Annotated in this window: 8 protein-coding genes, 2 tRNA genes and 3 rRNA genes; 3 read left to right on the top strand and 10 right to left on the bottom strand. The window is 59.9% G+C overall.

Annotated elements, in window-relative coordinates:
* Positions 1-57 precede the first annotated feature (57 nt).
* A complete protein-coding gene (locus tag CDA09_RS05640; protein WP_121427722.1) occupies positions 58-252 on the bottom strand; it encodes a hypothetical protein in 195 nt (64 codons plus the stop codon).
* Positions 253-450: 198 nt separating this feature from the next.
* Between CDA09_RS05640 and gcvA the strand changes: the two genes are divergently transcribed.
* Complete coding sequence (gcvA, locus tag CDA09_RS05635) at positions 451-1,377, top strand: transcriptional regulator GcvA (RefSeq protein ID WP_121427721.1); 927 nt, start codon at positions 451-453, stop codon at positions 1,375-1,377.
* A gap of 68 nt (positions 1,378-1,445) precedes the next feature.
* On the opposite strand, the gene ocd is transcribed toward gcvA, so the two are convergent.
* Positions 1,446-2,522: an ornithine cyclodeaminase gene (gene ocd / locus CDA09_RS05630; protein ID WP_121427720.1), complete on the bottom strand. Its 1,077-nt coding sequence runs from the start codon at positions 2,520-2,522 to the stop codon at positions 1,446-1,448.
* 138 nt (positions 2,523-2,660) lie between these two features.
* Here ocd and CDA09_RS05625 point away from each other — a divergent pair, with 138 nt between their 5' ends.
* Together CDA09_RS05625 and CDA09_RS05620 are read left to right on the top strand one after the other, a co-directional pair.
* Positions 2,661-3,092, top strand: coding sequence for an Lrp/AsnC family transcriptional regulator (locus CDA09_RS05625; RefSeq protein WP_121427719.1), 432 nt, complete (start codon positions 2,661-2,663; stop codon positions 3,090-3,092).
* A gap of 166 nt (positions 3,093-3,258) precedes the next feature.
* Entirely contained in the window at positions 3,259-4,335 is a 1,077-nt protein-coding gene (locus tag CDA09_RS05620; RefSeq protein WP_121427718.1) for an ADP-ribosylglycohydrolase family protein, read from the top strand.
* Positions 4,336-4,351: 16 nt separating this feature from the next.
* On the opposite strand, the gene CDA09_RS05615 is transcribed toward CDA09_RS05620, so the two are convergent.
* The 8 genes from CDA09_RS05615 to CDA09_RS05585 form a co-directional block, all read right to left on the bottom strand.
* Positions 4,352-4,765, bottom strand: coding sequence for a VOC family protein (locus CDA09_RS05615; RefSeq protein WP_121427717.1), 414 nt, complete (start codon positions 4,763-4,765; stop codon positions 4,352-4,354).
* 356 nt (positions 4,766-5,121) lie between these two features.
* A 5S ribosomal RNA gene (gene rrf, locus CDA09_RS05610) occupies positions 5,122-5,235 on the bottom strand.
* A gap of 88 nt (positions 5,236-5,323) precedes the next feature.
* Positions 5,324-8,206, bottom strand: a 23S ribosomal RNA gene (locus tag CDA09_RS05605).
* A gap of 269 nt (positions 8,207-8,475) precedes the next feature.
* Positions 8,476-8,551: transfer RNA gene (locus CDA09_RS05600), tRNA-Ala, on the bottom strand.
* A gap of 11 nt (positions 8,552-8,562) precedes the next feature.
* A tRNA-Ile gene (locus CDA09_RS05595) sits at positions 8,563-8,639 on the bottom strand.
* 74 nt (positions 8,640-8,713) lie between these two features.
* Positions 8,714-10,249 (bottom strand): 16S ribosomal RNA (locus tag CDA09_RS05590).
* The 16S, 23S and 5S rRNA genes sit together here with 2 tRNA genes alongside, the layout of an rRNA operon.
* A 189-nt stretch (positions 10,250-10,438) precedes the next feature.
* The gene (locus CDA09_RS23105) at positions 10,439-10,624 is read right to left on the bottom strand and encodes a hypothetical protein (protein WP_128106532.1); all 186 of its coding nucleotides are present in this window, start codon (positions 10,622-10,624) and stop codon (positions 10,439-10,441) included.
* A 41-nt stretch (positions 10,625-10,665) separates the two neighbouring features.
* Positions 10,666-13,626, bottom strand: coding sequence for a bifunctional diguanylate cyclase/phosphodiesterase (locus tag CDA09_RS05585; RefSeq protein ID WP_121427716.1), 2,961 nt, complete (start codon positions 13,624-13,626; stop codon positions 10,666-10,668).
* Between the last annotated feature and the right edge of the window lie 99 nt (positions 13,627-13,725).

The raw sequence follows: 13,725 nt of genomic DNA, 5'->3' as shown, positions 1-13,725 counted from the left end.
TCAGAGGCGCAATTGAAACGACGCCACTATGCGCGACGCACACCAGCGATGCGACTCTCAGTTGTAACCGAGCACTGCGACGGGAACGATGTCACGTCGCTCCACTTCCACCTGATAGCCGTACATCTGGTTGCGCGGATCGACACAACGCTTGCGCAGGTTCACCACCTCGGCGCCCTCGTTCCGCGCGCTGCCGAATTGCCCGCCGACGATTTCGCTTTTTCGTGCTCCGACCTGCTGCTGGGTAATCATCTTGCCGTCTCCTGAGATTAAATGGCTCGAAAGAAAGGGAAACAAAACCGGCATCACCGAAACAAATTCCGTCACCCCTGTGCGCCATTTCGCGTCTTATCGTCGTGAATGCCGATTTGCCAGCGCCGATTTTCAACCACGCGAAAAACCGGCTCAAACGAAATAAACTACGAAGATCATGAATCGGAGGAAGTATCCATGCGTCGGCGCATTCCCAGTATCGAAGCCCTGGTTGCCTTCGAGGCTGCGGCCCGCCACCTGAACTTCACGCGCGCGGCCGATTCGCTGTCGCTGACGCAAAGCGCAGTGTGCAAGCAGATCGCCGCACTCGAGGATTATCTCGGCGTTCCCCTCTTCAACCGGATCAAGAAACGCATTTCGCTGACCGAGGCCGGCGCAATTTACGCGAAGCGCGTCTCCGAAGACCTGGACCGCCTCGAACGCAATACGATCTCGCTGATGTCGCACCGCGGCGAACGCAACGTCCTCGAGCTCGCGGTCATTCCGACGTTCGGCTCGCGCTGGCTGATTCCGCGTCTCGCGCAATTCCATGCCGCCAATCAGGGAATTACCGTGAATCTGACGACGCGCTCGGACCCGTTCGTATTTACCGAGACGTCCTTCGACGCGGCGATTCATTTCGGCTCGCCAGCGTGGCCAGGCGCGATTTCGCATCCGCTATTCGGCGAGGAAATGGTCCCGGTATGCAGCCCCGAATTGCTCGCGGCCCACCCCTGCCGGGTGCCACGCGATCTCGCCGACCTGCCGCTACTGCATCAGTCGAACCGGCATGCGGCGTGGCAGCGCTGGTTCCTGGCGGCCGGCGTCAAGGACGTGGACGCGATGGGCGGGCCGCGCTTCGACCTCTTCTCGATGCTCGTCGAAGCAGCGTGCACCGGCCTCGGGGTCGCGCTGGTGCCCCGTTTCCTCGCGCTGAGCGAGCTCGAATCGGGCCAGCTGATCATCCCCTTCGACCGGCCGCTGCGCTCCGAGATGGGCTATCACCTCGTCTATCCCGACCCACCGAGCACGAACCCGGCCCTGCGACGTTTCACCGAATGGCTACTGGCCGAGGCAGCGGCCTACCGGGGCGCCCCGAAGCCCGCCGCGGACCGCACGAAGTAGCGGCATCGCAGCACAATGCCGCCGAACGCCCGAATGCCCGGCCCCGCTGCCAGCGGGCCCGACGTGGCTCAGGCGACCTGCAGCTCGCGAACCGCCGTGCGCAGCGCTGCACCGACCGGCACGCTGCCGAACAGATTCTTCGGATCGGCGAGATCGGGGATCAGCGAGATCTCTTCCTCGACACCCAGTTCGATCGCCAGATCGCGCATGAAGCGCAGCGCGGAGAAGTCCTCCAGCGCAAAACCGACCGAGTCGAACACCGTGACTTCGTCAGCAGCCTGACGGCCCGGCACCTTGCCCGCGAGCACGTTCCACAGCTCCGTCACCGCGAAGTCGGCCGGCATCTGCTGCATGTCCCCTTCGATGCGCGACTGCGGCTCGAACTCGCAGAACACGCGACCCATGCGCAGCACGTCGGCGTGCAGTTCGGTCTTGCCCGGGCAGTCACCGCCCACCGCGTTGATGTGCATGCCCGGCTCGATCATGTCGGGCGTCAGGATCGTCGCATTGGTCTTGTCGGCGGTCACGGTCGTGACGATATCGCAGCCCTTCACGGCTTCCTTCGCGCTGGCGAAGCGCCTCGCAGCGAGGCCCATCCGTTCGAGGTTGCGCATCAGCTTGTCGGTCGCCGCGGGATCGACGTCGAACAGATGGAACTCGGTAATGCCCAGCAAGTGATGGAAGGCCAGCGCCTGGAATTCGCTCTGTGCGCCGTTGCCGATCAGCGCCATGCGCCTGCTGTCCGGACGTGCCAGCGCGCGGGCCGCGACCGCCGACGTCGCGGCGGTGCGCAGCGCGGTCGTCAGCGTCAGCTCGCTGACCAGGGTCGGCGCGCCGGTATCGACGTCGGCGAGCACGCCGAAGGCCATCACGGTGCTCAGGCCGAAGCGGTGGTTTTTCGGATGACCATTCACGTACTTGAACGAGTACAGCGAGTCGTCCGCGATCGGCATCAGCTCGATCACGCCGTCGTCCGAATGGTTGGCGACACGAGCCGTCTTCTCAAACTCGTGCCAGCGCAAGAAATCCGCACGGATGTACTCCGCCATGCCCGCAAGACAGACTGCAATGCCCTTTGCCGCGACCAACTCGGCGGCGCGCTCGGCGCTCAGGAAGCGGGTGGAGATACGGTTGCCGGTCTTCATGGTCTCGCTCCTCGCCTATGGTCGCGCGATTCGATGAGGACATGATCGACCCGTTTCGTGCCAATCAAAATATCAACAACTGTGCTATTTTGATAAAAACTTGATCATTCTGAAGAGTATCTCTGCCAGAACGGCAAAATGGACAACCTGGACCACCAACTGATCAGCCTCCTGCGCAACAACGCACGCATGAGCGTCGCCAACCTCGCGCACAAGCTCAAGGTGTCGCGCGGCACCGTCACGAACCGCATCGCCAAGCTCGAGAACGACGGAATCATCGTCGGCTACACGGTCAAGCTCAGGCCGGATTCGCAGCCCAACGAGATCCGCGCATGGATGAGCATCGTCGTCGCCGGCAACGAGACCCGCTCGGTGATCGCCAGCCTGCTCGGCGAACCCGGCGTCGCCTCGCTGCACGACACCAACGGCCGCTGGGACCTGCTCGCCGAGCTGCGCGCCGAGAACCTCACGGAGCTCTCCAACGTGCTCGAACGCATCCGCCTGATCCGCAGCATCCAGCAAACGGAAACCAGCATCCACCTTGCGAGCTACCGCGGCGAAGGGGCCTGACTCACCAGCCCGCACAAGCAGGCCGTGCACGGCACCGTCGTGCCCCGCGATGAGATCGCCCAATCAGGCATTCGATCGACAAGATCTCCCCTTACAAAGCCCGTCGCGGGAACGCTTGCTCTCCACCTCCGTCCAACTGCAGTTCCTTCAAACGGAGCCATGGACAATGACCGACACCGCACTGCGAGATCGTGCCGCCGGCGCCATCCTCGGCGCCTTCATCGGTGACGCCCTGGGCCTCGGCCCGCACTGGTACTACAACCTCGACGAACTGCGGCGCGACTACGGGGACTGGATCACCGGCTACACCACCCCGAGGCCGGACCGCTATCACGGCGGAATGGCGGCAGGACAACTCTCCCAGGCAGGACTGATCCTGCAGATGCTCTTGCAGTCCCTCACGGAACGCGGCGCGTACGACGAAGCGGATTTCTGCCGGCGCCTCGACGAAGACCTCTTCCCCCAGCTCGACGGCACCCCGATGCACGGCCCCGGCGGCTACACGAGCCAGTCGATCCGCGAAGCATGGCGCCGCCGGGTTCGGCAGGGCCTGCCCTGGTCGCAGACAGGCGGACATGCCGACACCACTGAGGCCATCGAGCGCACGCTGGCCCTCGCCGTGCGCTACGCACGCGAACCTCGCCATCTCGCCGAATCGATTGCCCGCAATACGTTCCTGACCCAGAGCGACGAGCTGGTCATCTCGCTGACCGTCGCATACGGCGCCGTCCTCGCGCTCCTTGTGCAGGGGGAGAAACTCGATGCCCACCTTTCCGGCAAGCTCATGCACCAGGTCAAATCCGATGAGCTTCCATTCCACGCAGTGACGACGGGAGAACTCCAGGCCCCGCGGCGCGGAGAGGCGGAACCCTCACATATCGGTCGATTCGCCTCGCCCGATGCCTTGCTCACGCCCTCATTCATCGCGCGGGCGGCCGCCGACCCCGACATCCGCATCGAGCCCGCGTGGAAGGTATCGCTCGTGTACGGCATGCCATGCGCGGTGTACCACGTGCTCCCAGCAGTCTATTACCTCGCGGCACGCTTCTCCGACGACTTCGAGTCCGCCGTTCTGCACGCCATCAACGGCGGAGGCCAGAACCAAGCGCGCGCCATGCTCACCGGCGCCCTCGTCGGCGCCCAATGCGGACTTTCCGGCATACCCGGCCGCTTCATCGCTGGCCTCGAACATGCCGAACAACTGCGGGAACTTGCTCGGACACTCGCCTCGCACCTGAGGTGATAGGCGTTGTCGCGCCCTACGCCTCCGGCATCGCCATCACCATCCACGACACCCCGAATCGGTCCACGACCATGCCAAAACAGGGTGCCCAGAAGGTCTTGGCGAGCGGCATCTGCACCTGCCCGCGATCCGCGAGTGCGGCAAACACCCGCTCAGCCTCGGGCACGCTCGCTACCGATGCCGTCAGCGAGAATCCCTGGAAACCCGACCGCCCCGAACACCGGCCATCGGAAGCCATCACTTCAGCGTCCCCGATACGCAGGTTCGCATGCATCACCTTCTTCTCGAATCCCGCCGGCATTCCCTGGACAGGCTCGGGGCTCTCGCCGAACCGCGCCAGCATGGTCACCTCCGCACCGAGCACTTCACGATAGAACTCCAGCGCCTCCTCGCAACGACCTTCGAAAAACAGATAGGGTTGCACTCGCATGGCCATCCTCCTTGGTCGCGGGTCTCGGGTCTCGGGTCTCGGGCACGCAGCCGTGGTCTGCCCGTAAATCACTTCCCCCGCAAGCGTTCTTCACGCAACCGCCATTCCGCCCCGCATTCCGATCACCCGATCTACGTTATAAACCTTCAACCGCTTTCCAGCCATGTCGATCATGTGACAGTTTGCCGGCGCCCCCGAACGAAGACCCCATCCGGCTGCCAACGGACTAAAGTCCACGCTCAGCACACCTCGGGTAAAGATTTCACGCGATCTCCCGCCGCAGATGAACGAGCGGCGCGTTGACGTAAAAAAGCCGCTCATCCTGGTTTAGGAGAGCGGCTTTTTTGATTGGGGTAGTCTGACGATGACCTACTTTCGCACTCACGTAGAGCACTATCATCGGCGCGATCCTGTTTCACTGTCCTGTTCGGGATGGGAAGGAGTGGTTCCGGGACGCTATGGTCGTCAGACTGTAAGGGGTAACAAAGGGGGGAAGTAAAGTGTTGGTTTGTTGGTGTGATGCGTTGTGTGTGAGTTTGTTGAGCGATCCAGGGTTATAGGATCAAGCCTCACGGGCAATTAGTATCGGTTAGCTTAACGCATTACTGCGCTTCCACACCCGACCTATCAACGTTGTGGTCTTCAACGACCCTTCAGGGGGCTCGAGGCCCCGGGGAAGTCTCATCTTGAGGCGAGTTTCCCGCTTAGATGCTTTCAGCGGTTATCTCTTCCGTACTTAGCTACCCGGCGATGCGACTGGCGTCACAACCGGTACACCAGGGGTACGTCCACTCCGGTCCTCTCGTACTAGGAGCAGGTCCTCTCAAACTTCCAGCGCCCACGGCAGATAGGGACCAAACTGTCTCACGACGTTTTAAACCCAGCTCACGTACCACTTTAAATGGCGAACAGCCATACCCTTGGGACCGGCTACAGCCCCAGGATGTGATGAGCCGACATCGAGGTGCCAAACTCCGCCGTCGATGTGAACTCTTGGGCGGAATCAGCCTGTTATCCCCAGAGTACCTTTTATCCGTTGAGCGATGGCCCTTCCATACAGAACCACCGGATCACTATGACCTGCTTTCGCACCTGCTCGACATGTTGGTCTCGCAGTCAAGCCGCCTTTTGCCATTGCACTATCAGTACGATGTCCGACCGTACCTAGGCGACCTTCGTACTCCTCCGTTACCTTTTGGGAGGAGACCGCCCCAGTCAAACTGCCTGCCATGCACGGTCCCCGACCCGGATTCACGGGCCCAGGTTAGAACCTCAACGACACCAGGGTGGTATTTCAAGGTTGGCTCCACGGCGACTGGCGTCACCGCTTCAAAGCCTCCCACCTATCCTACACAAGTCCCGTCAAAGTCCAATGCAAAGCTACAGTAAAGGTTCATGGGGTCTTTCCGTCTAGCCGCGGGGAGATTGCATCTTCACAAACATTTCAACTTCGCTGAGTCTCAGGAGGAGACAGTGTGGCCATCGTTACGCCATTCGTGCAGGTCGGAACTTACCCGACAAGGAATTTCGCTACCTTAGGACCGTTATAGTTACGGCCGCCGTTTACCGGGGCTTCGATCAAGAGCTTGCACCCCATCACTTAACCTTCCGGCACCGGGCAGGCGTCACACCCTATACGTCCACTTTCGTGTTTGCAGAGTGCTGTGTTTTTAATAAACAGTCGCAGCCACCGATTCTCTGCGGCCCCTTCGCCCTTCGGATGTACTCCTACAAGCTACTGGGGCATACCTTCTCCCGAAGTTACGGTATCAATTTGCCGAGTTCCTTCTCCTGAGTTCTCTCAAGCGCCTTAGAATTTTCATCCTGCCCACCTGTGTCGGTTTGCGGTACGGTCGATCTTAGACTGAAGCTTAGAGGCTTTTCCTGGAAGCATGGTATCAATCACTTCGGTCTCAAAGAGACCTCGTCATCACGCCTTGGCTCAGCCCCGCGGATTTGCCTACGGGGCACGCCTACACGCTTAAACCGGGACGTCCAACACCCGGCTGACCTAACCTTCTCCGTCCCCCCATCGCATCTAAAATCGGTACAGGAATATTGACCTGTTTCCCATCGACTACGCATTTCTGCCTCGCCTTAGGGGCCGACTCACCCTGCGTCGATGAACGTTGCGCAGGAAACCTTGGGCTTTCGGCGAGGGTGCTTTTCACACCCTTTATCGCTACTCATGTCAGCATTCGCACTTCCGATACCTCCAGCATCCCTCTCGAGACACCTTCGCAGGCTTACGGAACGCTCCCCTACCATCTCTTGCGAGATCCGCAGCTTCGGTTCATGGCTTGAGCCCCGTTACATCTTCCGCGCAGGACGACTCGACTAGTGAGCTATTACGCTTTCTTTAAAGGGTGGCTGCTTCTAAGCCAACCTCCTAGCTGTCTATGCCTTCCCACTTCGTTTCCCACTTAGCCATGTATTTGGGACCTTAGCTGGCGGTCTGGGTTGTTTCCCTCTTGTCCCAGGACGTTAGCACCCCAGGACTGTCTGCCGTATATCACTTTGCGGTATTCGGAGTTTGCTATCGCGGGGTAGATCGCAGTGACCCCCCCAACGATTACAGTGCTCTACCCCCGCAAGTGTCCGTACGACGCACTACCTAAATAGTTTTCGGGGAGAACCAGCTATTTCCGGATTTGTTTAGCCTTTCACCCCTATCCACAGCTCATCCCCTAATTTTTCAACATTAGTGGGTTCGGACCTCCAGTACCTGTTACGGCACCTTCATCCTGGCCATGGATAGATCATCCGGTTTCGGGTCTACGCCCAGCAACTATGTCGCCCTTATCAGACTCGGTTTCCCTACGCCTCCCCTATTCGGTTAAGCTCGCTACTGAACGTAAGTCGCTGACCCATTATACAAAAGGTACGCAGTCACCCCTTGCGAGGCTCCCACTGTTTGTATGCATGCGGTTTCAGGATCTATTTCACTCCCCTCCCGGGGTTCTTTTCGCCTTTCCCTCACGGTACTGGTTCACTATCGGTCGATCACGAGTATTTAGCCTTGGAGGATGGTCCCCCCATCTTCAGACAGGATTACACGTGTCCCGCCCTACTTGTCGCACGCTCAGACCCGCCACCCATTTTTCGCATACGGGACTATCACCCTGTATTGTCGGACTTTCCAGACCGTTCTGCTAAATCGATGGTTTAGTCGTGCAGGCTCTTCCCCGTTCGCTCGCCACTACTTGGGGAATCTCGGTTGATTTCTGTTCCTGCGGCTACTTAGATGTTTCAGTTCGCCGCGTTCGCTTCCACACGCCTATGTATTCAGCGCGGGATACTCCCGAAGGAGTGGGTTTCCCCATTCGGACATCGGGGGATCAAAGCTCCATTGCCAGCTCCCCCCCGCTTTTCGCAGGCTTGCACGTCCTTCATCGCCTGTGATCGCCAAGGCATCCACCACATGCACTTAGTCGCTTGATCCTATAACGCTGGACCCTGTCGCCAGGGTTCAACCGCTACAGACGAACTCACGCTTGTGCGCATCCACCGGCCGCTGGTTCAAAGCGCCGATGAACGCAAAAATGCAATCACACCAACCCATGCAGCAACCCGCCTTTCGACCGGCTGCCGCACACTTTACTTCTTCCACTTTGTTAAAGAACACTGGCACCAAGGCCTAAGCCCTGCACACATCCCGTGCACACGGCTTAACCCTTCGTCGAGCCACCTAGCCGAGCCCATCCAACGGGTGGTGGAGGATGACGGGATCGAACCGACGACCCCCTGCTTGCAAAGCAGGTGCTCTCCCAGCTGAGCTAATCCCCCTCTCGTCTCGGTGGTGGGTCTGGTTGGGTTCGAACCAACGACCCCCGCCTTATCAAGACGGTGCTCTAACCAGCTGAGCTACAGACCCTCTCGTCAAACTCGAGGCTCTTGCCTGAACAACCGATAAGTTGTGGATACTCGGCCAACACGGCCTGTCTCTTGAAAGGAGGTGATCCAGCCGCACCTTCCGATACGGCTACCTTGTTACGACTTCACCCCAGTCATGAATCTCACCGTGGTAAGCGCCCTCCCGAAGGTTAAGCTACCTACTTCTGGTGAAACCCACTCCCATGGTGTGACGGGCGGTGTGTACAAGACCCGGGAACGTATTCACCGCAGCATGCTGATCTGCGATTACTAGCGATTCCGACTTCACGTAGTCGAGTTGCAGACTACGATCCGGACTACGATCGGCTTTAAGGGATTGGCTCCAGCTCGCGCTTTGGCAGCCCTCTGTACCGACCATTGTATGACGTGTGAAGCCCTACCCATAAGGGCCATGAGGACTTGACGTCATCCCCACCTTCCTCCGGTTTGTCACCGGCAGTCTCGCTAAAGTGCCCAACTTAATGATGGCAATTAGCGACAAGGGTTGCGCTCGTTGCGGGACTTAACCCAACATCTCACGACACGAGCTGACGACAGCCATGCAGCACCTGTGTCCTGGCTCCCGAAGGCACTCCCGCATCTCTGAAGGATTCCAGGCATGTCAAGGGTAGGTAAGGTTTTTCGCGTTGCATCGAATTAATCCACATCATCCACCGCTTGTGCGGGTCCCCGTCAATTCCTTTGAGTTTTAACCTTGCGGCCGTACTCCCCAGGCGGTCGACTTCACGCGTTAGCTGCGTCACTCAGTGAGTTACCTCTCCGAACGACTAGTCGACATCGTTTAGGGCGTGGACTACCAGGGTATCTAATCCTGTTTGCTCCCCACGCTTTCGTGCATGAGCGTCAGTATCGGCCCAGGGGGCTGCCTTCGCCATCGGTGTTCCTCCACATATCTACGCATTTCACTGCTACACGTGGAATTCCACCCCCCTCTGCCGTACTCTAGCCGTGCAGTCACAAGCGCAGTTCCCAGGTTAAGCCCGGGGATTTCACACCTGTCTTACACAACCGCCTGCGCACGCTTTACGCCCAGTAATTCCGATTAACGCTCGCACCCTACGTATTACCGCGGCTGCTGGCACGTAGTTAGCCGGTGCTTCTTCTGACAGTACCGTCATCCACCTCCCGTATTAGGGGAAGCGTTTTCTTTCCGTCTGAAAGAGCTTTACAACCCGAAGGCCTTCTTCACTCACGCGGCATGGCTGGATCAGGGTTGCCCCCATTGTCCAAAATTCCCCACTGCTGCCTCCCGTAGGAGTCTGGGCCGTGTCTCAGTCCCAGTGTGGCGGATCATCCTCTCAGACCCGCTACGGATCGTCGCCTTGGTAGGCCTTTACCCCACCAACTAGCTAATCCGACATCGGCCGCTCCAATCACGCGAGGTCTTGCGATCCCCCGCTTTCCCCCTCAGGGCGTATGCGGTATTAGCTACGCTTTCGCGTAGTTATCCCCCATGACTGGGCACGTTCCGATGCATTACTCACCCGTTCGCCACTCGCCGGCAGGCCGAAGCCCCCGCTGCCGTTCGACTTGCATGTGTAAAGCATGCCGCCAGCGTTCAATCTGAGCCAGGATCAAACTCTTAAGTTCAATCCAACAAAGCACTCAAAGAAATCATTACTGACTTACATCTGAGCACTCAATCTTTGCAACATTAAAACCGCCGAAGCAGTTCTCAGCCGCGCCAACCAAGCACCCACACTTATCGGTTGTCCAATTTTTTAAAGAACCGCTGCAGAAGCAGCGAGAAAGAGATTCTGACAAACTACCTCAACTTCGTCAAGCATCGCAGCAAACTTTTTTAAACCCGCCGCCGCCCTGACCACCTCTTTCCTGCCCCACCGCCGCCGCCGAAATCCGCCGCAGCGCTGAAGAGGCGCGAATTATATACACCTCAGAAAAACCGTCAAGCGCTTCGGGAACCGGCGCCATCACGCAAAGTCGATGTGCAGCGCCGTCAATCATGGCGCCGGCCGGCGATAACCTTGCGGGGTCACGCGCGCCAGTCAGTGCGGCGAACCGTTCCTGAACACAAACCGCTCGAAATCCACGGCCGGAAGGGGCTCACTGATGAGATACCCCTGAAGGTAATCGCAGCTACGCGCCCGAAGGAAGGCGCGCTGCCTTTCCGTTTCGACGCCTTCTGCCGTTACCTTGAGCCCGAGGCTGTGTGCCATGTTGATGATTGCCTCGACCAGCAGTACGTCGTTCCTGTCGTCAGGGCAATCGCTGACGAAGCTGCGGTCGATCTTCACGTGACCGACCGGAAAACGCTTGAGGTATGAGAGCGACGAATAGCCGGTACCGAAGTCGTCGAGCGAGTATTCGATGCCGAACAGGCCGATTTCGCGCATGCGCGCTTCGGTGACATCGCTGCTCTGCATGAGGACAGACTCTGTGATCTCGAGGACGAGCGTGATCTCGTCGAAGCCCGGGGTACGGCTTGCCTGGGTGATCATTTCCACCAGACCTTGCTCCCTGAACTGAACGCCCGACACATTCACCGCGACGCGCAGCGGTGGCAGGCCGCGAATGCGCCACGCATTTGCCTGGCGCAGGGCTTCGTTCAGCACCCACTCGCCGATCGGAACAATCAGGCCGGTGTCCTCGGCGATCGTGATGAATTCGTCCGGCGCCACGATCCCGCGCGACGGATGACGCCAGCGCAGAAGCGCTTCGGCACCACTTACACGACCGCGCTCCGCATCGATGATCGGCTGATAGAAGAGCACGAACTCCTTGCGCTCGATTGCGATCCGCAGCTCTGCCTCCAACTGCACGCGAACACGGGCAGCCTCCTGCATGTCCTGCGAATAGAACTGGCAACGGTTCTTGCCCAATTGCTTGGATTTGTACATCGCGATGTCCGCGTTACGCAGCAAGGTCTGCACGTCATCGCCGTCGTCAGGGAACACAGTGATGCCAAGGCTGCCGGTCACGTAGCGGTTCGCACCTGCAAGCAGGAAGGGTTCGCGAATTATCCGCAGCACCTTGTCTCCAACGATCTGCAGATCGTCGACATCTTCAATGTCATCGACGACAAGGGTGAATTCATCCCCCCCGAGTCGAGCAACCGTATCCTGGTGGCGGACACACTCCTTCAACCGCGCCGCGACCTCGATGAGCATCTCGTCCCCGACATCGTGGCCGAGGGTGTCGTTGATCCACTTGAAACCGTCGAGGTCGAGAAAGATCAACCCCGCCTTCTTGCCGGTCCGATGGCTATGCACCAGCGCCCGGTCCAAGCGGTCGTTGAGGAGGTTGCGATTGGCGAGCCCGGTGAGCACGTCGAAGTTGGCCTGCCGCCAGATCACTTCTTCGCGCTGCTTGCGCCGCGTCATATCGCTGAAAATGGATACGTACTTGATCAACCGGCCCGCCTCGTCTCGCACAGCCGATATCGTCAGCCACTGAGGATAGATATCCCCGGCCTTGCGCCGATTCCAGATTTCCCCCTCCCAGCGGCCGACCTTCTCGAGCGTCGACCACATGTTCTCGTAGAACGCTTCGTCATGCCGCCCCGACTTGAACATCGCCGGAGTGTTGCCGATGACGTCCGCGGCCGAATAGCCCGTGATGCTGCAAAAAGCGGGGTTCACCGACGTGATGATCCCATTGGCGTCGGCGGTCATGATGCCTTGGCTGGAGGCGTCGAAAACCACCGTTGCCTCGCGCATCTTTTCTTCCGCCAGCTCCCGCTCGGAGACGTCCCGCACGAGCGCAATGAAACCTGCCGTCCGGCCGTCCCCGCCGGACAACTGGCTCATCGACGCGCTGAACTGTCTGCGCCCGACAGGAAGCTCGAGCGCATATTCGAATTCGCGCCGCCGTGCGTCACCGCGGATGGCCATGAGCGCAGTCCGGATCCCGTCGGCGACCGGCAGGGGAAACACGTCGTCGTACGAGCGCCCCAGGATGTCCGCAGAGTCGCGCGGCAACAAGGCCGCATCCGGCGAATGGACTTCGACGATCCGGCCGGCGTCATCCATTACGAACAACTGATCCGGCAGGGAGCCGATCAATGCACCCAGTTTGGATTCGCGCGCTGCCAAGGCGGTAGTTCGCTCGTCGACCAGCGCCTGAAGTCTGTGCCGATGAAGCCGCAGCTCGCCCATCTGTTTCGCGAGCCATCCGAGGAGCGAACTGAAGATGAGCCCGAGCAGCAGCTTGAGGACGAGACCGGGTTTGTCGGTCCATCCGTCGATCGGGGCGACACTGAGCGTCCACGCGCCGTTGGGCATCATGATGCTCCGATCGACCGGATCGACGAGGGGCACGTCGGATGATGCGGCGATGATCTGCCTGAGGCCCGTATCCGGATGAAGGCGCCAAAGCTCATAGTGCAAGCCGCGCTTCGCCAGTTGGGGTAGTTGCGCTTTAGCGAGGATTTGCGGAAAGCGGATGAGAACGGTGGCAAACCCCCAGAACCGCGGCCGCCCGTTCTCGTCGTCCAGAAATACCGGCAACCGGCCCGCCGCGCCTATCCCTCCCTGCATCAGCGGGAAGGGTCCCGCAAGCGTCAGCTCGCCGGTATCCCTGGCCAGGAATGCTTCCTTGTTGCGCGCCGGATCCGCGAGGAGATCATGCCCCATCGCGCGCGCATTCTCCGCAAATGGAACGATCTGCCGAATGACTCCGCCCGGCGCCAGCTGCAACGAATCGGCGCCGGGGTAATAGCGGAGCATTTCGGTCGCCACGGCATCGAAATCGGGCACGACGCCATGCCCCTGCCGGACCAAGGCCGCCAACGCATAGGTCGCAGCGAGGCCATGCCGGATCGCGTTCTCGATCTCATGCGCCTTGTCGCCGCTCTGATCGGCCAACTCGGCCCGCCGGATGCGTAGCTCCTCACGCTCCGACTGCGCGATAAGCATCCCGGTGACCGCGAGCGCGACCACCAATGCGATCACCCCCAGGACACCGGGCCTGAACGTGCTGTCCACGCCGAACAGTGATCGAAACGTCATGATCGCGAAACCCTACCTCAAAGCACGGGCTCACCGAAGCGCCTGCGCCGGCAGGGTGGTCTCCGCCCGGAACCGGCGCGAACGACCTTCACCGCCCGA

The organism is Azoarcus sp. DN11 (genome assembly GCF_003628555.1).
Classification (GTDB): Bacteria; Pseudomonadota; Gammaproteobacteria; order Burkholderiales; family Rhodocyclaceae; genus Aromatoleum.
The sequence above is the reverse complement of the archived record's forward strand: the minus strand, read 5'-3'. Positions and strand labels throughout refer to the sequence as shown.

What these genes read in the sequence shown, in the direction of transcription:
- CDA09_RS23105 (WP_128106532.1), bottom strand. Translation starts at nt 10,624, where the DNA reads ATGATTGACGGCGCTGCACATCGACTTTGCGTGATGGCGCCGGTTCCC.
- CDA09_RS05585 (WP_121427716.1), bottom strand. Translation starts at nt 13,626, where the DNA reads ATGACGTTTCGATCACTGTTCGGCGTGGACAGCACGTTCAGGCCCGGT.
- CDA09_RS05625 (WP_121427719.1), top strand. Translation starts at nt 2,661, where the DNA reads ATGGACAACCTGGACCACCAACTGATCAGCCTCCTGCGCAACAACGCA.
- ocd (WP_121427720.1), bottom strand. Translation starts at nt 2,522, where the DNA reads ATGAAGACCGGCAACCGTATCTCCACCCGCTTCCTGAGCGCCGAGCGC.
- CDA09_RS05620 (WP_121427718.1), top strand. Translation starts at nt 3,259, where the DNA reads ATGACCGACACCGCACTGCGAGATCGTGCCGCCGGCGCCATCCTCGGC.
- gcvA (WP_121427721.1), top strand. Translation starts at nt 451, where the DNA reads ATGCGTCGGCGCATTCCCAGTATCGAAGCCCTGGTTGCCTTCGAGGCT.
- CDA09_RS05615 (WP_121427717.1), bottom strand. Translation starts at nt 4,765, where the DNA reads ATGCGAGTGCAACCCTATCTGTTTTTCGAAGGTCGTTGCGAGGAGGCG.
- CDA09_RS05640 (WP_121427722.1), bottom strand. Translation starts at nt 252, where the DNA reads ATGATTACCCAGCAGCAGGTCGGAGCACGAAAAAGCGAAATCGTCGGC.